Annotated in this window: 18 protein-coding genes and 1 pseudogene; 6 read left to right on the top strand and 13 right to left on the bottom strand. The window is 58.0% G+C overall.

Annotated features, from left to right (window positions below):
- The first annotated feature begins 763 nt into the window (after positions 1 to 763).
- Complete coding sequence (locus ACB040_RS00695) at positions 764 to 1357, top strand: hypothetical protein (RefSeq protein ID WP_371153833.1); 594 nt, start codon at positions 764 to 766, stop codon at positions 1355 to 1357.
- A gap of 42 nt (positions 1358 to 1399) precedes the next feature.
- On the opposite strand, the gene ACB040_RS00690 is transcribed toward ACB040_RS00695, so the two are convergent.
- From ACB040_RS00690 to sdhC, 9 genes are all read right to left on the bottom strand, one after another.
- Complete coding sequence (locus tag ACB040_RS00690) at positions 1400 to 1810, bottom strand: hypothetical protein (RefSeq protein ID WP_371153835.1); 411 nt, start codon at positions 1808 to 1810, stop codon at positions 1400 to 1402.
- 164 nt (positions 1811 to 1974) lie between these two features.
- Entirely contained in the window at positions 1975 to 2847 is an 873-nt protein-coding gene (gene sucD / locus ACB040_RS00685) for a succinate--CoA ligase subunit alpha (RefSeq protein ID WP_005333542.1), read from the bottom strand.
- Positions 2847 to 4013 carry an ADP-forming succinate--CoA ligase subunit beta gene (sucC, locus tag ACB040_RS00680; RefSeq protein ID WP_005361097.1) on the bottom strand — a complete coding sequence of 389 codons (1167 nt, stop codon included), beginning with the start codon at positions 4011 to 4013 and terminating at the stop codon, positions 2847 to 2849. The genes sucD and sucC overlap by 1 nt, the downstream gene beginning before the upstream one ends.
- A gap of 171 nt (positions 4014 to 4184) precedes the next feature.
- Positions 4185 to 5372 carry a 2-oxoglutarate dehydrogenase complex dihydrolipoyllysine-residue succinyltransferase gene (gene odhB / locus ACB040_RS00675; protein ID WP_371153838.1) on the bottom strand — a complete coding sequence of 396 codons (1188 nt, stop codon included), beginning with the start codon at positions 5370 to 5372 and terminating at the stop codon, positions 4185 to 4187.
- Between the two features lie 33 nt (positions 5373 to 5405).
- Entirely contained in the window at positions 5406 to 8216 is a 2811-nt protein-coding gene (gene sucA, locus ACB040_RS00670) for a 2-oxoglutarate dehydrogenase E1 component (protein ID WP_371153840.1), read from the bottom strand.
- A gap of 115 nt (positions 8217 to 8331) precedes the next feature.
- A complete protein-coding gene (locus tag ACB040_RS00665) occupies positions 8332 to 9048 on the bottom strand; it encodes a succinate dehydrogenase iron-sulfur subunit (RefSeq protein WP_005333549.1) in 717 nt (238 codons plus the stop codon).
- A gap of 16 nt (positions 9049 to 9064) precedes the next feature.
- Positions 9065 to 10831 carry a succinate dehydrogenase flavoprotein subunit gene (gene sdhA, locus ACB040_RS00660; protein ID WP_013723668.1) on the bottom strand — a complete coding sequence of 589 codons (1767 nt, stop codon included), beginning with the start codon at positions 10829 to 10831 and terminating at the stop codon, positions 9065 to 9067.
- A gap of 1 nt (position 10832) precedes the next feature.
- Positions 10833 to 11177, bottom strand: coding sequence for a succinate dehydrogenase, hydrophobic membrane anchor protein (gene sdhD / locus ACB040_RS00655; RefSeq protein ID WP_005333558.1), 345 nt, complete (start codon positions 11175 to 11177; stop codon positions 10833 to 10835).
- Positions 11171 to 11548, bottom strand: a complete 378-nt coding sequence (sdhC, locus tag ACB040_RS00650) for a succinate dehydrogenase cytochrome b556 subunit (RefSeq protein ID WP_371153843.1) — start codon at positions 11546 to 11548, stop codon at positions 11171 to 11173. The genes sdhD and sdhC overlap by 7 nt, the downstream gene beginning before the upstream one ends.
- A 442-nt stretch (positions 11549 to 11990) precedes the next feature.
- Here sdhC and ACB040_RS00645 point away from each other — a divergent pair, with 442 nt between their 5' ends.
- A complete protein-coding gene (locus ACB040_RS00645; protein WP_005333572.1) occupies positions 11991 to 13277 on the top strand; it encodes a citrate synthase in 1287 nt (428 codons plus the stop codon).
- A gap of 92 nt (positions 13278 to 13369) precedes the next feature.
- A complete protein-coding gene (locus ACB040_RS00640) occupies positions 13370 to 13690 on the top strand; it encodes a DUF4377 domain-containing protein (protein WP_129503911.1) in 321 nt (106 codons plus the stop codon).
- 77 nt (positions 13691 to 13767) lie between these two features.
- On the opposite strand, the gene ACB040_RS00635 is transcribed toward ACB040_RS00640, so the two are convergent.
- Both ACB040_RS00635 and ACB040_RS00630 read right to left on the bottom strand, forming a co-directional pair.
- Positions 13768 to 14208: an acetyltransferase gene (locus ACB040_RS00635; protein WP_158112477.1), complete on the bottom strand. Its 441-nt coding sequence runs from the start codon at positions 14206 to 14208 to the stop codon at positions 13768 to 13770.
- A gap of 57 nt (positions 14209 to 14265) precedes the next feature.
- A complete protein-coding gene (locus tag ACB040_RS00630) occupies positions 14266 to 15111 on the bottom strand; it encodes a DUF5718 family protein (protein WP_371153846.1) in 846 nt (281 codons plus the stop codon).
- Between the two features lie 338 nt (positions 15112 to 15449).
- Between ACB040_RS00630 and ACB040_RS00625 the strand changes: the two genes are divergently transcribed.
- From ACB040_RS00625 to ACB040_RS00615, 3 genes and pseudogenes are all read left to right on the top strand, one after another.
- A complete protein-coding gene (locus ACB040_RS00625) occupies positions 15450 to 15842 on the top strand; it encodes an NUDIX domain-containing protein (protein ID WP_157160668.1) in 393 nt (130 codons plus the stop codon).
- A 91-nt stretch (positions 15843 to 15933) separates the two neighbouring features.
- A pseudogene (locus tag ACB040_RS00620) lies at positions 15934 to 16440 on the top strand (N-acetyltransferase family protein).
- Between the two features lie 296 nt (positions 16441 to 16736).
- On the top strand, positions 16737 to 17855 hold the full coding sequence (locus ACB040_RS00615; protein ID WP_139444183.1) for a glycerol dehydrogenase: 1119 nt from the start codon (positions 16737 to 16739) through the stop codon (positions 17853 to 17855).
- A 107-nt stretch (positions 17856 to 17962) separates the two neighbouring features.
- On the opposite strand, the gene pdxY is transcribed toward ACB040_RS00615, so the two are convergent.
- Both pdxY and ACB040_RS00605 read right to left on the bottom strand, forming a co-directional pair.
- On the bottom strand, positions 17963 to 18826 hold the full coding sequence (gene pdxY / locus ACB040_RS00610; protein ID WP_236380778.1) for a pyridoxal kinase PdxY: 864 nt from the start codon (positions 18824 to 18826) through the stop codon (positions 17963 to 17965).
- Positions 18827 to 19000: 174 nt separating this feature from the next.
- Positions 19001 to 19777 (bottom strand): DUF429 domain-containing protein, encoded by a 777-nt coding sequence (locus tag ACB040_RS00605; RefSeq protein ID WP_371153849.1) that lies wholly within the window; start codon positions 19775 to 19777, stop codon positions 19001 to 19003.
- Positions 19778 to 19782: the final 5 nt, after the last annotated feature.

The raw sequence follows: 19782 nt of genomic DNA, 5'->3' as shown, positions 1-19782 counted from the left end.
TAAACGTTGGGCTTCACTTCGTTCAGCACCAACCTACCTTATTACCCCAACATACGAGATGGTCGCCAGCGGCAAACCGGAGCAGATCGCCGATACCAACGTCACCCGCACCGTCTTTCGCGGGCAGACGGTCTTTAGCCAATAGGCTCAAGGCGCAATGGCGAGTGTGAGGATCGCGTCAGCGGCGCTCTGAGCGAATGCCGCAAGCACAGCGCCTTGTAAAAGCAACATGCCGACCTTTTGGTCGGCATTTTTACTTCGGGAAGTGATAGCGAGCCCTGATGGCAAGGAGCGCGGTGCAAGGGTCAATAGCGGGAGCCAACCCGCATTCGGCTTGGCTCTTTAACCCAAATCGGAGGGGCATTGGCAACCAGCGTGGCCAGCGGGTTACCCAAGCGGCGGCAAGATTGATTCACCAGCGTAACAGCATTAGCCAACTTGGTTGCAACAACGTAACAATCCAGGCCCGTTTGATTCTGGCCACAAACGAAGGCTGTGGCATACTAACTCCCGATCGTCTGAACAGGCCTCGCTATTCAGCCCCACGGGGCTACCCCTCAGGTTGATAGCGTGATTTGTAGGTTGGCGCAGAGCGTAGCGAAGCCCAACAGGCGAGCATGATTACCCCAACCAGAGCGGGATAAATAATGAAATGGCTAAGCCGCAAGCAGTTTGACTGGCATATTTCACGGTAATGTTGGACTTCACGTCGTTCAACACCAACCTACCATTTTTATCCAAACATTCGAGATGGAGAACAGTTATGGATAGACAAGAATTAATTAACTACGCAAATTCAACATCTATTTTTCATACTTTAGATTTATCAAGAGTAAGTTCTGTATTACTGACACAAGTCATTCAGTTGGAATCAGCCCGCATAATGAATGTTCATAGTGTCGGAGACGAGCTGATGCGTATAGAGAAAGACCTATCGCACAAAATTGGCGCTTTCAAACATAATCCATTAAAAGGACTTCATAAAGCCCATTTCTTTAACTCCTCATTTATCTTAGGAAATATAAATGCAGAGTTTGGTCTTGAACGGGGTGGAAATAAAAATCTTGACAAATTAATACGTGAGGCTTTTGAAAGAAATACTTCAGGATATGTGGATGATGACATGGCTATGTTTTTAGCTCATAACCTAACATTGATGGCGTTGGAAAAGCGAGCAAAAGAGAATCGTCTTTCTGGCGAGTGGATTATATTTCAAATTTTCAACAACAAAAAATACTATTTATCTATAGCTAGCCATAAAGAAAGTGACCATGACATTTACAATAGGATAAAATTAGCTTATCAGATTGATTTTCCTTTCTTAGATATCACACAATACAGTCCTGAAACAAAATAACCTGATATGAGAATGCTCCTTTTCCCTATAACCCGGCAAGATTTATTTAAAACGATTTATCAATCCCCAAAATAGCCGAGCGCTAGGATATGCAATAACAATACCGAACACTACAATACCAATCCCCAGCTCCCGACAATAACCAATCGACTGCATATAGTTTGAAAATCTCCACAGGAGACCACTCGTTTTCCCACTAAATGTCATTATTTCACATGAGTCAGCCAAAACAATATTGGTACCGATAAGCACAAAACCAGCGCCGGCAGAAAAGACCAGCAACGCATGACCAATGACAAAGAGCTGGGCACGCTTATCGCCATCAGAAAAACAAAAGCCAAACCAGAATAAAACCAAAGATAACGGAAACAGATTAAATGCAATCCAATCAATCACTCTGGTAGATGATGAACTATCAAAAATGACTGCATTTCCGGTAACAACAAGCAACATGATAAACAGCAGAAAAAACCACCTCATTGTTTCACCCAAGCACCAAGAACGACGATATGATTGTTATATCCTCATCTACTAAACTTGCGAAGCCAAATATCAAGCATCATAAAAAAGCCGCCCATTGGGCGGCATTTTTATTAGAGATAACGGGCTAACAGGAATTACCAGCCGGTTACTTCGCGTAAGGCCTTGCCGATATCGGCCAGGGAGCGGACGGTTTTCACGCCAGCATCTTCCAGCGCGGCAAACTTCTCGGCGGCGGTACCCTTGCCACCGGAGATAATAGCGCCAGCGTGGCCCATCCGCTTGCCGGGAGGTGCGGTAACACCGGCAATATAGGAGACCACCGGCTTGGTGACGTGGGCCTTGATATAGGCAGCCGCGTCTTCCTCGGCGTTGCCGCCGATCTCGCCGATCATCACGATCGCTTCGGTCTGCGGGTCGTTCTGGAACATCTCCAGAATGTCGATAAAGTTGGAACCCGGGATGGGGTCGCCACCGATACCGACGCAGGTGGACTGGCCAAAGCCCTCGTCAGTGGTCTGCTTGACCGCTTCGTAGGTCAGGGTGCCGGAGCGGGAGACGATGCCCACCTTGCCCGGCTTGTGAATGTGGCCCGGCATGATGCCGATCTTGCACTCACCCGGAGTGATCACACCCGGGCAGTTGGGGCCGATCATCCGCACGCCGGTCTCTTGCAGCTTCACTTTGACGTCCAGCATATCCAGCGTCGGGATGCCTTCGGTGATGGTGACAATCAGCTTGATGCCCGCGTCGATCGCTTCCAGGATGGCATCCTTGCAGAACGGTGCCGGCACATAGATGACGGAGGCAGTAGCGCCGGTCGCTTCGACCGCGTCACGGACGGTGTTGAACACCGGCAGGCCCAGATGGGTGGTGCCGCCCTTGCCCGGAGAGACGCCGCCCACCAGCTGGGTACCATAGGAGAGCGCCTGCTCGGAGTGGAAAGTACCCTGACCGCCGGTAAAGCCCTGGCAGATGACTCGGGTGTCCTTGTTGATCAGTACGCTCATCAGTTAGCCTCCGCTGCTTTGACGACTTGCTGCGCGGCATCGGTCAGACTCTTGGCCGCAATGATGTTGAGGCCGCTCTCGGCCAGCTTGATACCACCCAGCTCGGCGTTGTTGCCTTCCAGACGGACCACGACGGGCACCTTGACCCCCACTTCCTTGACCGCACCGATAATGCCTTCCGCGATCATGTCGCAGCGCACGATGCCGCCGAAGATGTTGACCAGCACCGCTTTGACGTTGCTGTCGGAGAGGATGATCTTGAACGCCTCGGTCACCCGCTCCTTGGTAGCGCCGCCGCCGACGTCAAGGAAGTTGGCCGGCTTGCCGCCGTGCAGGTTGACGATGTCCATGGTGCCCATGGCCAGACCCGCGCCGTTGACCATGCAGCCGATGTTGCCATCGAGGGCCACATAGTTGAGCTCCCACTGGGCGGCGTGCGCTTCGCGGGGGTCATCTTGTGACGGGTCGTGCATCTCGCGCAGCTTGGGCTGACGATACAGTGCGTTGGCGTCGATGTTGATCTTGCCATCCAGGCAGTGCAGGTTGCCCTGCGCGGTGATCACCAGCGGGTTGATCTCCAGCAGCGCGAAATCGCAATCCAGGAACATCTGGCCCAGACCCATGAAGATCTTGGTGAACTGTTTGATCTGATCGCCGACCAGACCCAGTTTGAAGGCCAGTTCGCGGGCCTGATAAGCCTGCGGACCCACCAGCGGATCGATAGCCGCCTTGTGGATCAGATGGGGGGTTTCGTGGGCGATCTTCTCGATATCCACGCCACCTTCGGTCGAGGCCATGAAGACCACGCGACGGGAGCCACGGTCAACCACGGCGCCCAGGTAGAGCTCTTTGGCGATGTCGGTGCAGGATTCAACCAGGATCTTGGTGACCGGCTGGCCGTTGGCGTCGGTCTGGTAGGTCACCAGATTTTTGCCAAGCCAGTTCTGGGCAAAAGCACGGATCTCATCCTTGCTCTTGGCCACTTTCACGCCGCCCGCTTTACCGCGGCCACCGGCATGTACCTGGCATTTGACGACCCAGGTATTGCCGCCAATCTTGTCGGCCGCTTCGGCTGCTTCTTGTGGGGTAGCACAGGCATAACCTTCGGAGACCGGCAGGCCATACTCGGCAAACAGCTGTTTTGCCTGATATTCATGCAGATTCATAGATGCTCTATCCGTGTTGTAGGTATTTCCGTCCGGGGCTGGTGTTTCTCAATCCCCTGTGAATGGGGGCCTAGGCGGCCCCTCGTTATCTTTCAATCGCTCGGGTATTACTCAAACGTCCAGCAGCACATCCGGCTCGGGGCGCAAACCCCTTGCCCGGGTGCCACAGACTTAGACGTCCAGCAACAGACGGGTCGGGTCTTCCAGCAGCTCCTTGACGGAGACCAGGAAGCCTACCGATTCGCGTCCGTCGATGAGACGGTGATCGTAGGAGAGCGCCAGATACATCATCGGCAGGATCTCGACCTTGCCGTCAACGGCCATCGGGCGCTCCTGGATCTTGTGCATGCCCAGAATGGCGCTCTGGGGCGGGTTGATGATCGGGGTGGACATCAGGGAGCCGAACACGCCACCGTTGGTGATGGTGAAGTTGCCGCCAGTCAGTTCATCCACGGTCAGCTTGCCGTCACGGCCCTTGCCCGCCAGATCCTTGATGGCCTTCTCGATGTCCGCCAGGCTCATGTTGTCGCAGTCGCGCAGCACCGGCGTCACCAGACCACGGGGGGTGGAGACGGCGATGCTGACATCGAAGTAGTTGTGGTAGACGATGTCGTCACCATCCAGCCCGGCGTTCACTTCCGGATAGCGCTTGAGGGACTCCACCACCGCCTTCACGTAGAAGGACATGAAGCCGAGCTTGATGCCGTGCTTCTTCTCGAAGATCTCGCCGTACTGCTTGCGCAGATCCATGATGGGCTTCATGTTGACCTCGTTGAAGGTGGTCAGCATGGCGGTGGTGTTTTTCGCTTCCAGCAGACGCTCGGCGATGCGCTTGCGCAGACGGGTCATCGGCACCCGCTTCTCGCTGCGACCGGCCAGCGCGGCAACCGGCGCGACCGGGGCAGCAGCAACCGGAGCGGCTGCGGCAGGCTTGCTCAGCGCCTTGATGTAGGCTTCCACATCATCCTTGGTGATGCGACCGCCCTTGCCGGTGCCGGTCAGCTTGGCCACGTCGATGTCGTGCTCGCCAATGAGACGACGCACGGAGGGGCTCAGGCCATCGGCGCCATCATCGGCAACCGCTTCGGCCGGTTTCTCCTTGGTCTCTTCACCGGCCACGGCAGCCGCCTTGATGGTGGCGATCAGCTGGCGGGAGAGGACTGTTGCCCCCTCTGCCTGCAGGATGTCGCCCAGCACGCCAGCTTGCGGTGCCGGCACTTCCAGCACCACCTTGTCGGTTTCGATGTCGACCAGCACTTCATCACGGGCAACCAGATCACCCGGCTTCTTGTGCCAGGTGGCAATGGTGGCATCCGCCACTGATTCCGGCAGGTCCGGTACCTTGATCTCGATAGTCATCTAATCAGTTCCTTGTTACTTCTTGTTCAGGGCTTAGGCCAGAGTAAGGGCATCTTCCACCAAGGCTTTCTGCTGCTTGGCGTGGACGGACATGTAACCAACCGCCGGCGAGGCGGACGCCGGACGACCGGCATAACGCAGGGTGGCTCCGGTCGGCAGCACGTCATCGTAGTTGTGACGGGTGCAGTACCAGGCGCCCTGGTTTTGCGGCTCTTCCTGACACCAGACAAAATCGGTGACGTGGCTGTAATCGGCCAGAATGGCGCGCACTTCCTCTTCCGGGAAGGGGTAAAGCTGTTCGATCCGCACGATCGCCACATCCTTCTGCTCCGCCTTGCGACGGGCTTCGAGCAGGTCGTAATAGACCTTGCCGGAGCAGAAGACCACCCGCTTGACCGCTTTCGGATCCAGCGCGTCGATCTCGCCAATGGCGTTCTGGAAGGTGCCTTCCGCCAGATCTTCGAGCTTGCTCACCGCCAGCGGATGGCGCAGCAGGGATTTGGGCGTCATCACGATGAGCGGACGGCGCATCGGGCGCACGACCTGACGGCGCAGCATGTGGAATACCTGAGCCGGGGTTGAGGGCACGCACACCTGCATGTTGTGCTGGGCGCACATCTGCAGATAACGCTCCAGACGGGCGGAGGAGTGCTCCGGCCCCTGCCCCTCGTAACCGTGCGGCAGCAGCATGGTCAGGCCGCACATCCGGCCCCACTTCTGCTCGCCAGAGGAGAGGAACTGATCCACCACTACCTGAGCGCAGTTGGCGAAGTCGCCGAACTGGGCTTCCCAGATGGTGAGGCCAGCCGGCTCGGCGCTGGCGTAACCATATTCAAAGGCCAGTACCGCGTTCTCGGTCAGCACAGAGTCATATACCTCGAACGGGCCCTGCTCGTCGTGCAGGTTGCACAGCGGGGTGTAGGTGCTGGCATCGGTCTGGCTGTGCAGCACGGCGTGGCGGTGGAAGAAGGTGCCACGGCCGGAATCTTCACCGGTAAAGCGAATGCGGGACCCCTTGTCCACCAGAGTGGCGTAGGCCAGGGTCTCGGCAAAGCCCCAATCCACTAGCTTCTCGCCAGCGGCCATCAGACGGCGGTCTTCGTAAATTTTCTCGACCTGACGCTGCAGCACGTGGGTCGCCGGATACTGGCTCACCCGCTCGCCGAGGCTCTTGAGATGATCCATCGGCACGGCACTCTCATAGGCCATGTTCCAGTCGTGGCCCAGATAAGGGGTCCAGTCGACGGAGTGCAGCTCCATCGGCCGCCACTCCTTGCTCACCCGCTCGCCGCGATCCAGCGCTTCACGATACTCGTTGACCAGTTCGGTCGCCCGCTCCTGAGCGAGGCTCCCCTCGGCCACCAGCTGATCGGCGTAGATCTTGCGCGGGGTCGGGTGCTGCTTGATCTTCTGGTACATCAGCGGCTGAGTGGCGCTCGGCTCGTCCGCTTCGTTGTGACCGTGACGACGGTAGCAGACCAGCTCGATCACCACGTCGCGTTTGAAGGTGTTGCGGTAATCCAAGGCAATCTGGGTCACCAGCACCACGGCTTCCGGATCATCCCCGTTGACGTGCAGCACCGGCGCCTGCACCGCCTTGGCGATGTCGGTGCAATATTCGGTGGAACGCAGGTCACGGATATAGGAGGTGGTGAAACCCACCTGGTTGTTGATGACGATGCGCACCGTCCCGCCGACACCATAGGCACGGGTCTGGGACATGTTGAAGGTCTCGGCCACCACGCCCTGACCGGCCATGGCCGAGTCACCGTGAATGGTGATGGGCAACACGCTGGAGCCATCCTTGTCACCGCGACGATCCATACGGGCACGGACCGAGCCGATGACCACAGGGTTGACAATCTCGAGGTGAGAGGGGTTGAACGCTAGCGCCAGGTGGACGTTGCCACCCGGGGTGGCGAAGTCGGAGGAGAAGCCCATATGGTACTTCACATCACCGGTCCCCCAGGATTCACCATGCTTGCCGGCAAACTCGTCGAACAGATCCTGAGCGCGCTTGCCCAGCACGTTGATCAGCACGTTGAGACGACCGCGGTGGGCCATACCGATAACGGCCTCTTTGCAGCCCTGCTCACCGGCGCGACGGATCAGCTCCTTGAGCATGGGGATCATGGCGTCGCCACCTTCCAGCGAGAAGCGCTTGGCTCCCGGGAACTTGGCGCCCAGATATTTCTCCAGCCCTTCGGCGGCGGTCAGGCTCTCGAGGAAACGGGTCTTCTCTTCGAGGGTGTAGGTCCCCTTCCCTTCAATGGATTCGAGACGCTGTTGCAGCCAGCGCTTCTCTTCCGTGGAGGTGAGGTGCATGTAGTCGGCGCCGATGGAGCCGCAATAGGTCTTCTTCAGCGAGGCGTAGAGGTCGGAGAGCACCATGGTCTCGCGACCGATGGCGTAGGAGCCCACATTGAAGGTGGCCTCCATATCTGCGCCCTGCAGGTTGTGGAACGCAGGATCCAGTTCGGCAACGGTTTCACGCTGCCACAGGCCCAGCGGGTCCAGATTGGCATTCTGGTGACCACGGAAACGGAAGGCGTTGATCAGCTGCAATACCCGCACCTGCTTGGCATCCACTTGCGGATCGGAGACGGGGGCACTGTAGCGAGAGGGATCCTTGGCCAGACGACGGAAATAATCGCGGACCTGGGAGTGGGGTTGTTCAACCGCATGGCCATTGACCTGGGGCAGCTCGCTAAACAGGCTGCGCCACTCGTCGGACACGGAGTCAGGATTTTCCAGGAAGGATTCGTACAAATCCTCGATATAGCTTGCATTCGCACCAGCCAGGTGAGATGACTCCAACCAGGCCTTCATCACGCCGTTATGCATTTCTATCCCTTGTACTTCTTGTTACTGCTGCGCAGCTTGTAGGGGTCAAATAGCCATCCTGCCACGGGTGGGATGGCTATCCAGAGGTCGGGCCAGCACGTGGCCGGCCCTGATACTAAACAGCCCGATTGAGCAACATCGACTTGATCTGACCAATCGCCTTGGTCGGGTTCAAGCCTTTCGGACAGACGTTCACGCAGTTCATGATGCCATGACAGCGGAACACGCTGAATGCGTCGTCCAGATTCCCCAGTCGTTCGGTGGTCGCGGTGTCGCGGCTGTCAGCCAGCCAGCGGTAGGCGGCGAGCAGCCCGGCCGGACCGATGAACTTGTCGGGATTCCACCAGAAGGAGGGGCACGAAGTGGAGCAGCAGGCACAGAGAATGCACTCGTACAGGCCGTCAAGCTTGGCGCGCTCTTCGGGGGATTGCAGGTGCTCACGCACCGGCGGCAACTTGTCATCATTGATGAGGAAGGGTTTGACCTTCTCCCACTGGGTGTAGAACTGGGTCATGTCGATCACCAGATCACGGATCACCGGCAGGCCGGGCAAGGGGCGGATAACGACGTTATTGCCCTTCTTCAGCAGGTCGGAGAGCGGGGTGATACAGGCAAGACCGTTCTTGCCATTCATGTTGAGACCGTCTGATCCACAGACCCCTTCGCGGCAAGAGCGGCGGAAGGCGAGCGTGGGATCCAGCTCTTTCAACTGGATCAGTGCGTCGAGCACCATCATGTCGGAACCTTCAGGAATATCAAGACGATATTCCTTCATATGGGGGACGTTATCAACATCCGGATTGTATCTGTAGACAGAGAATGTGACGTTCATAGGGCTGGCTCCGCAATCAGTAAGTCCGGACCTTGGGCGGGAACGCCTCACGGGTCTTGGGTGACATGTTGACAGCGCGACGGGTCATGGACTCAGTGTCCGGATGATAGAGGCTGTGGCACAGCCAGTTCTCATCGTCGCGATCCGGGAAGTCGAAGCGGCAGTGAGCACCGCGACTCTCGGTACGGAAGTTGGCGGCAACCGCCGTGGCAAAGGCAGTCTCCATCAGGTTGTCCAGCTCCAGGCACTCGATGCGCTGGGTGTTGAACTCTTTGGAGGTGTCATCCAGACGGGCTGACTTGAGGCGTTCGCGGATAACCTTGAGCTCGGCCAACCCTTCTGCCATCGCCGCACCTTCGCGGAATACGGAGAAGTTGTTCTGCATGCAGCGTTGCAGGTCTTTGCGGATCTGCACCGGGTCTTCCCCGTCACGGCAATTTTCCCAGCGGTTGAAGCGGGCCAGTGCGGCATCCAGATCCGACTCGGAAGCATCACGACCGTGCTCCATCTCGCCCAGAGTGTTGACCAGATGCATGCCGGCCGCGCGGCCGAACACCACCAGATCCAGCAGGGAGTTGCCACCCAGACGGTTGGCGCCGTGTACGGAGACGCAGGCAATCTCGCCCACCGCAAACAGACCGACTACCGGCACATCGTTGCCGTTCTTGTCCTGGGTCAGGCACTGGCCATTCACGTTGGTCGGCACGCCGCCCATCATGTAGTGGCAGGTCGGGATGATCGGGATCGGCTCTTTGACCGGATCCACGTGGGCGAAGGTGCGGGAGAGTTCGCAGATCCCCGGCAGACGGGATTCCAGCACCTCTTTGCCGAGGTGATCCAGCTTCAGCTTGATGTGCGGGCCCCAGGGACCATCGCAGCCACGGCCTTCACGGATCTCGATCATGATGGAGCGGGCCACCACGTCGCGACCGGCCAAGTCCTTGGCGTTTGGCGCGTAACGCTCCATGAAGCGCTCGCCATCTTTATTGAGCAGATAGCCACCTTCACCACGACAGCCCTCAGTTACCAGCACCCCTGCCCCGGCGATGCCGGTCGGGTGGAACTGCCACATTTCCATGTCCTGCACGCCGACGCCGGCACGCAGCGCCATACCGACACCGTCACCTGTATTGATGTGGGCATTGGTGGTTGACTGGTAGATACGACCGGCACCGCCAGTCGCCAGCACGGTGGCCTTGGCCTTGAAGTAGACCACTTCACCGCTCTCCATATCGATGGCGGTACAACCCACCACATGGCCATCCTGGTTTTTCACCAGATCCAGCGCATACCACTCGGAGAAGACGGTGGTCTTGTTCTTGACGTTCTGCTGATAGAGGGTGTGCAGCAGGGCGTGACCGGTACGGTCGGCGGCCGCTGCGGTACGAGCAGCCTGCTCGCCACCGAAATTCTTGGACTGACCACCAAATGGACGCTGGTAGACAGATCCGTTGTCGAAACGGGAGAAGGGCAAGCCCATGTTCTCCAGCTCATAGATAGCCTCGGGGCCGGTTTTGCACATGTACTCGATGGCTTCCTGATCACCGATGTAATCGGAACCTTTTACCGTGTCATACATATGCCACTGCCAGTTGTCGTCGTGGGCATTGCCCAGCGCAACCGTGATCCCGCCCTGAGCGGAGACAGTGTGAGAACGGGTTGGAAAAACCTTGGACAACAGAGCGCAGCTCTTGCCGGACTGGGCAATCTGCAGCGCGGCGCGCATACCGGCACCACCGGCACCAATCACCACCGCATCAAATTCACGAGTTGGAATAGTCACCTTACACACCCCACAGCACGACGAAACCCGTCATCAGATAGACAAACAGCACCACGACCAGGGCAAATTGCAGCGCCCCGCGCAGCCCTACCGGCTTGATATAGTCAGTCAGCACCTGCCACAGACCAATCCAGGCGTGGATCAGTACGCAGAGCAGGGTCAACAGGGTGAATACTTTGGTGAATGTTTTGGCGAAGAAGCCTGCCCACACCTCGTAGGTGATGTCGTTGAACGCGACAAAGCCCACCAGATAGAGGACATAACAGGTCATGATGAGGGCGGTGGCGCGGATCAGGATGTAATCATGAACGCCGCTGCGCCCGAAGGTTGCAGAATTGGTTACCATACAAGCACTCCCGCCAATACAGCCAGGATCGCGGTGATCATGAAGGCCACGCGGGCGCTCTGATTGCCGGATTCCAGCTCTTCCCAATAGCCCATATCCATGACCAGATGACGCAAGCCGCCCACAATGTGGTATGCCAGCGCAGTCAGGATCCCCCACAGCACGAGTTTGACCAGGAAGTTGTCCATGATGGCAACCACGGTTGCAAACCCTTCGGGAGAGGCGAGTGAAGTACCAAGCATCCACAGCAAGATGCCCAGTGCAACAAAGGTAATGACCCCTGAAACACGGTGCAGGATGGATGCAATGGCAGTGACAGGAAAGCTGATCGTCTGTAGGTCGAGGTTGACCGGTCTCTGTTTGTTTTTCACGCTTGCCCACTCAGCTCCATTGAGCACGTTAGTTATTGTTTTAACTCACACTTGAGGGCACGGAATGGTGATTGTTGGTTTTTTGTTACCAAAACACTCTGAAAAAGCCAAAACGCGAGTTTTCGGTTTCACATCAGGCTTTGCCAAAGCGTTTCAAACACCCGCAGCCATGACCCACGTGGCGCAGTATATCGGCGGCCTTAACCGAAGACAATCAATTAGCTACAAAGAAAACACAAAACCGCAAACTCGATCGCATATTTAATTTAACATTTCATTAATGCCATTAATGGGGTTCCAGCAAAATTGACATTGATAAGGAACTCTGTTTCAAATAAGGCGCTCCAGCCACTTCGGTATGGGTAACAACCTTTGCCAGCGTCATAAAAGTCGTAATAGAGTAGGACTGGAACCAAATTATAAAGAGCAAAGGAGACGTGCTATGGCTGATAAGATAGCCACCCTACACCTGCCCGGAAAAGATCCGGTCGAACTGCCGATCCTCTCCGGCACCATCGGCCCGGATGTCATCGATGTCAGAAAATTGGGATCACAGGGGTATTTCACCTTTGACCCCGGTTTTATGGCGACCGGTTCTTGCAAATCTGCCATTACCTACATTGACGGGGATCAGGGTGTCTTGCTGCACCGTGGTTACCCCATCGCCCAGTTGGCCACCCAGGCCACCTATCTGGAAGTCTGCTATATCCTGCTGTACGGCGAAGCGCCGACCAAGGCCCAATATGCCGAATTCGAACGCCTGGTCACTCGCCACACCATGGTGCACGAGCAGATAGCCTTCTTCTTCCGCGGCTTCCGTCGTGACTCCCACCCCATGGCCATCATGTGCGGTGTGGTCAGCGCCCTCTCCGCCTTCTATCACGATGCCCTCGACATCAACAACGAGCAGCATCGCGAGATCTGTGCCTTCCGTCTGCTCTCCAAGATGCCGACTCTGGCAGCCATGTGTTACAAGTACTCCATCGGCCAGCCGTTCATGCAGCCGCGTAACGCCCTCTCCTATGCCGGTAACTTCCTGCACATGATGTTTGGCGTGCCGACCGAAGAGTACAAGGTCAATCCCATCGTTGAACGCGCCATGGATCGTATCTTTACCCTCCATGCGGATCACGAGCAGAACGCCTCCACCTCCACCGTTCGTCTGGCTGGATCCTCCGGTGCCAACCCGTTCGCCTGTATCGCCGCGGGGATCGCCTCCCTGTGGGGACCGGCCCACGGTGGTGCCAACGAAGCCTGCCTGCGCATGCTGGAAGAGATCGGCTCGGTGGATCGCATCCCCGAGTACATCGCCAAGGCCAAGGACAAGAATGATCCGTTCCGTCTGATGGGCTTTGGTCACCGCGTCTACAAGAACCACGACCCTCGTGCCACTGTGATGCGCGAAACCTGCCACGAAGTACTGACCGAGCTGCAGATCAAGGATCCGCTGCTGGACGTAGCCATGGAGCTGGAGCGTATTGCGCTCTCCGACCCCTACTTCGTCGAGAAGAAACTCTACCCGAACGTGGACTTCTACTCCGGCATCATCATGAAGGCGATCGGCATCCCGATGAGCATGTTCACCGTGATCTTCGCCATCTCCCGCACCATCGGCTGGATTGCCCACTGGAACGAGTTCCACTCAGACCCGGACAGCAAGATTGGTCGTCCACGCCAGCTCTACGTGGGCCACCCGCTGCGCGAGTTCACTCCGCTCGAGCAGCGCTAACCACTGCGCTGATATGGTTTGTTACAAAGGCGGTCATTGACCGCCTTTTTGTTTGCCGCTCTAATGCCCCCTTTCGCGTTAAGGAGTCCATTATGAAACCACTGTTTATCAGCGCAGCCTTGCTGCTGACCGCCTGCCAGAGCGCCCCCGCCCCGTCACAGGAAGAGACCCTCTATATCAACAGCCAGTTGGTCGATTGCGTTGGAGTTGGCCCGATGCAGTGCATGCAGGTTCGCAGTGATGAGCAGCAGCCCTGGACGCTGTTCTACCAGAATATCGAAGGTTTCCAGTTCGAGCCGGGCTACCGGTATCAGCTCACAGTCAGCAAAGAGCAGCTCACCGATGTACCGGCCGATGCCCCCTCCGTGCGCTATCAGCTGATCAAGGTGGTGAACAAGGTCGCCAGCAAGTAACAAACACGATCAAAAAAACGGGGGATGGCTGATGCCATCCCCGTTGGTTTATGGGTACTGCGCCTCATCAGGCACGATCAGGTCGGCGCCAACGCCATATGCAGCAGAGGATAGGGCTTGCCCTGACCATCCAGCGGCGAACGACCCGTCACGGTGAATCCCATCTTCAGATAGAAGCCCACCGCCTGTTCGTTCTGCTCGTTGACGTCAACCTGCGTCGCGCCGCCCTGCGTGATGGCATGGGCCACCAGCAAACGCCCCACGCCACTACCGCGCGCCCCGGGAGCCACAAACAGCATCTCCAGCTTGCCCTCTGACTCTCCGCTAAAACCCGTAATCTGCCCCTCTTCTGTGCGGGCACTGTGCAGTGTCACCGCATCGAAGTAGTGCTCCAGAATAAGCGGTTTGAGCGCCAGGATCTCGGCCTCGGGCAGGAAGTGGTGGGTCGCCCGAACAGAGGCCTCCCACAGATCGATCAGGGCCGGATAATCGGCTCGGGATACCGGAACAATCGTCATGAAATAACTCGATATGATAACCAGCGGGAAGAGACACCTTCCCGCTGGCAACGGTGATTAGCGCGCCTGCACCGCCTGCAGCAGCACCGACATATCAGCGCCAAAGTTGCGGCTGCGGATCGCTTCGCGAATATCCGCTTCGCTATAACGGCTGCCCGGATAGACCACCACGCAGGAAGTGTCGCCCGGTTTGAGGAAGTGGGTCTCGCCAAACGGGGTATAGCGAGTGGCACCGATACTGATGAGCGCATGGGGAGGATGTCCCGCCTGCGCCAGCAGTCCCTGAATGTGCTCCGCCGGCCCCTCATCCTGCTGATGATTGAACTTGTCGATAGCCCAGTCGAGCAGCTTGCCATGGAAGTAGCTGTAGTCGATGGCGGCGCTGTCTACCCCGTAAGCGTGCAGCTCGCCATCGCGCTCCAGATAGCAGGCGATACGATAGTCATCGAGCTCGCAACCGGCGGCAAAACCGGAAAGCGGCAGCAGGTTGGCCGCCAACCCCTTGCTCTCTTCGCCCCAGTTCTTCTTCTCGCTAATCTTCTTGGCGTTGGGCCGGCGGATGGAACAGTCGTTATAGGCACCAAAGGCGCGGGGATGGATCGCCACCACCTGCTTGTCGGCATACTCCAGCTCACACCAGAGGGCTACTTCCGGCTCAATCTGCACCTTCTCGTCACCGCTGACCGCCGCTTCCGGCAGAAAGATCGCCTTGTCGCTCAACGGGAATACCCCGAGCTGACCCGGATGGCCCGGCACGAAGAAGGGGAACAGCGCTTTGGGCGCCGTGGTGTCGCGCACGACTACCGCTACGAAGTCCGACGCTTCACCCGCCTGCTCCAGATGACCGGCGAAATTGCCCGCGACCCCGAGTCCGATAAACTTGTTCTCTGCTGCTATCTGCATCTTGCTCACCTGCATCTTGCCAACGCAAGGTAGCAGGCTCGTCGCCTACTACCGCTAAAGTGGCAAGATTAAACCACAAGGACCCCGCCTTCGCCCAGTCCGGCCCTGTCGTGATGTGCGCCAGTCCGCTTTTTTGGGGACGAGAAAGCTGTGGCGAACCAGCCCTTGTGCACTCTTTCAGCTACGTGGTCACCGCGCTGGAAACAGTGCGTTTCCGGCCTATCCCCTCTTTCTCCTTGGGACTCAACTTCATCTTTGTTAGGCTGCCGGCATGCAAAACAACTGTGCGCTTGAATGCGCCACTGCTCATCACGGCAACCCCATTGGAGAGAAAACGGATGATCGACAAACTCGCCTGGCTCACCTTTAAAGATCAGCAACTGCTCTGCGCCCGCTCCCACGGCAAGGGCATCTATTACATCCCGGGCGGCAAGCGGGAACCGGGCGAGAGCGACGAGGCGGCACTGATCCGCGAGATTGAAGAGGAGCTGGCTGTCACCCTGCAGCCCGATACCCTGCGCTTTGCCTGCGAGCTCAGCGCACAGGCCGATGGCAAACCGGCAGGAGTCGAGGTTCGACTGCGCTGTTACACCGGCGAAGCGAGCGGCACCCCAATCGCCTCGGCAGAAATTGCCGAGCTGCGCTGGCTCGACAGCTCTCACCTCGATGAGCTCTCCCCCGTCTCCCGCCTGCTGTTTACCTGGCTGGTTGAGCAGGAGCTGATCCGCTGACAAGCCGTACTCGCGGCGAGCATACGTATCCACCTCAAATTCACCAACGGTGGCTATCAGCCACATAACAGCGCAACGACAAGGATGTCAGATGAACATTGTGGAAGTTAAGAGCGCAGCAACCTACCAAAGTGCGCTCATCAACCTGCTGCAAGATTGTGTCGATAGCGGCGCCTAGGTCGGTTTTTTACCGCCGCTGACCACGGCGGAATCTACCCGCTACTGGCAAGGAGTTGAAGCGGATCTGGCGGCAGGTCACCGAAAGCTGTGGCTTGCGCTTGAGCAACAACAGCTCGTGGGAGCGATTCAGCTCGCGCTCTGTGGCAAGGCCAACGGTCGCCACCGGGCCGAAGTGGAAAAACTGATGGTACTGCAAACGGCGAGAGGTAAAGGTGTCGGTCGTGCGCTGATGCAGGCCTTGGAACAAGGCGCCCATGCCGCGGGCCGTTCGCTGCTGGTGCTGGATACTCGCGCCGGTGATGTGGCCTCCCACCTTTATCGTCAACTCGGCTATCTGGAGGCGGGCCAGATCCCGAGCTTTGCACGCAACGCCGATGGCTCCCTTGCTGCGACCGCAATATTCTACAAACTGCTCTGACCATCCCCTATCCCTTATCCAAATACAGCAGGGCCGCACCAAGCGGTCCTGCTTGTTGCTGCGTGACTGTTTGTTGCAGCAATATGGCTTGCAACAAATTGCCACGATAGAGCCATTGCTCCTGTATGCCTCAACACCGCCAATCGCCGCCCCAAAATACAGCCAAATAAATAGAAAGATTAATTAATGATTAAAACGCCCCCCTTTTCTGCTTCATCTATTGCCTCATCAGGCGTATCGTGAGAGACCCATTTGATAATCAAATCTATGTTGTTCACTGCCTTGAGGAATAATGGATGCCCACTTTGCCCCGTACAGTTACCTCCCCCAAAAAGTTCATCATCGGTCAACACCTTCTCCCGCAACTCCATGAGCACGTTAAAGATTTTGGTGACTATGCGTTGCTCATCAGCGATGAGTTCATTCTGGAGCGGGTACGGGAAGAAGCTTTGGCGGGGCTCCTGCAGGCAGGCCTCAGGGGAGTGGTCGACAAGTTTCGCTATGAATGCACCGAACAGGAGATCCACCGCCTGACCCACCTTGCAGAGCAATATGGTGCGAACGTGATTGTCGGGATCGGCGGCGGCAAGACGCTGGATGTCGCCAAGGCCGTGGCCTTCTATCTGCGCCGTCCGGTTGTACTGTTCCCGACGATTGCCTCCACGGATGCCCCCTGTACGGCGCTGGCGGTGATCTACAACCAGGCGGGTGAATTTGAACGCTATCTGTTCCTGCCGCAAAATCCGGACGTGGTGCTGGCTGACACGGCCATCATTGCCGCCGCCCCTCCCCGCTTCTTTTCCGCAGGCGTTGGCGATGCCCTGGCCACCTATTTCGAGGCGCGCGCCTGCTATCGGTCGGACGGGCTCAATCTGGTCGGCAAGCGTCCTTCACGCACTGGCCTTGGTCTGGCACAGCTCTGTTACGAGCTGCTTGGTGAGAACATCGAGCTGGCCATGGATGCAATACGCCACCATGTCTCGACTCCGGCGCTGGAGCAGGTTATCGAGGCCACCATCTACCTCAGCGGGGTCGGCGCAGAAGCCGGTGGACTGGCCGCCGCTCATGCCGTCAACAACGGCATGTCACTGATCGCGGAGCTCCATCGTGCCCAGCATGGCGAGAAGGTTGTCTTCGGCTTGCTGACCCAACTCGTGCTTGAGCGCGCCCCGCAACATGAACTTGATGAGGTGTTTCGCATCATCGACTGTGCAGGTCTGCCCATGACGCTGCAAGAGCTGGGGCTCACCCACTTTGATGAAAGCGAGTGGCGCAAGGTGGCGCAGCTGGCCTGCGATCCCCTCGATACCATGGGCAACATGCCGATGACAGTGAGTGAACAGGATGTCTACGCCGCCATGGTAGCGGCCAATGCCATGGCTGAGCGTTATCGCCTCCGCCATCCCCGCATCTGATTGCTTGCCGCACTAAATAGGCAAACAGTGAAAAGGCTTGCCCATTGGCAAGCCTTTTTCATCTGCATCCCACCCCCTTGTCGGGATAGACGAGAGTTCGCGTTGACTCAGGGCAGTTTCATCGCTCGCACTTCAACCTCTGGCAGGGCGAAGGCATCTTGCGCGGTGATGAGTTGCAGCTCGTAAGCCTGCTGGCGCCAGGTCTCCTGCAGCACCGCATCCACCGAGGCGTTGGTGCGCTCGAACGCGCTGACCGCATCGTGACCGGCCAGCAAATTGGCCAGCATCAGGGCGCTGATAAGATCGCCCACCCCCACCGGCTGGCGGGCAAAGTCATAGAGCGGACGGGCAATCAGATAATCCCCTTGCGGGGTGGCCAGCAGCATCTCGAAGCGGCTGGAGTCCTGCGCCGCACGACCGAGATGCTTGACCAGCACCAGCTTGACGCCGCGGGCCAGCAGCTGATGGGCAGCCGCGCGGGTCTGATCCAGATCAGCCAGATGGGTATCACAGAGGGTCTCCAGCTCCAGCAGGTTGGGGGCCATCATGTCGGCCACCGGCAGCGCCTGCTCGGTCAGGAAACGGGTGACGCCGGGGGCAACGATGCACCCCTTCTCCGGGTGACCCATCACAGGGTCGCAGAAGTAGATGGCATCGGGGTTGGCCGCCTTGACGGCGTTGACCACGGTCAGGATCTCGTCCCCCTGCTCGGCGGAGCCAAGGTAGCCGCTCAGCACGGCGTCACACTGGCTCAACACCTCGATATTGCCCAATCCTTTCACCAGCGCACTGATATGACCCGCCGGCATCGCCATTCCCTGCCACCCCTGGGCATATTGGGTGTGGTTGGAAAACTGCACCGTGTTGATGGGCCATACATCCATGCCGAGGCGGCGCATGGGGAAGACGGCCGCGCTGTTGCCGGCACAACCAAAGACCACGTGGGACTGAATAGAGAGAACGGATTTCATCGGGAATACCACAGCAAAGGATCAGCAAGGTGGGCAATATATCGGATGAAGATAACGATGCGCCACCTTGGCGCGGGATGAACAGGCAATTTCCTGACTAAAGACAGGTTTTTTGCGCCATTTGGCCCGCGTCGACAGGATGAGCGGCGCCATGATGCGCCGCGTCACCGTCCATCACATGCCGTTGTGCTCAACGCCATGACGAGCAAAGTGATAGACCCATCCCTCATCACACGGCATGTCACTGGGTGGCGAAATCAGCTCAGGCAATACCGTCACCTTGCCACCAGCGGCATATTGCAGCGCCATCAGGGCACAGAGCGCCGCATCGTAGCGATCAGTGCCGACCAGCACATCCGCAGGCAGCTGCGCCGCCAGCTCGGGCCGTGCCGGGGAGGCCTTGCCGCCCACTTTGGCCAATGCCGGATAGACCTCCAGCACGGCGCGACTGGCCTTCGGGGCAACGGTCGGCACCAGTTGCAGATCCGAGAGTCGCGGCAGCATGGAGAGCGCCAGGGTCGCATTGTTACCGAGCCGGTCGAAGGTGGCCGAGAGCGGCTTCTTGCCGTACTGCTGATACAACCAGCGCTCGCAGTCACGATAGGCGTAGGGGTTGTCTATCTCCCGCTCGGGAGCGGCGCAGCTATGTGGCTGGCCGTTGAGCAGATCCCGCAAGGCGCGGGGAAAGGCGAGCGGCGCATCGATACCGAGCGCCAGTTGCGGGCAGGCTTCTACCTGCACCTGGGTCAGCTCATTTTGCAAGGCGGGACGCAACAGGGCGGCCAGATCCGGCGCCACCCGCGAGCTCAGGCGAAACAGCGGCGACACCCCGAGCCAGTGCAGGCGGTTGGATTCGGCCTGCCAGCCCACCACAGCCACCGCCTGGGCACTGCCCTGCCAGCCACGCACATCCCAGCCGATCCCGATTGCACTCATTTGCCCTGCCGTCATCAATT

This window comes from Aeromonas sp. S11(2024) (genome assembly GCF_041402345.1).
In the GTDB taxonomy this organism is placed as follows: Bacteria; Pseudomonadota; Gammaproteobacteria; order Enterobacterales; family Aeromonadaceae; genus Aeromonas; species Aeromonas veronii.
Note: the sequence above shows the minus strand (reverse complement) of the source record. Positions and strands in the feature narration are given on the sequence as shown.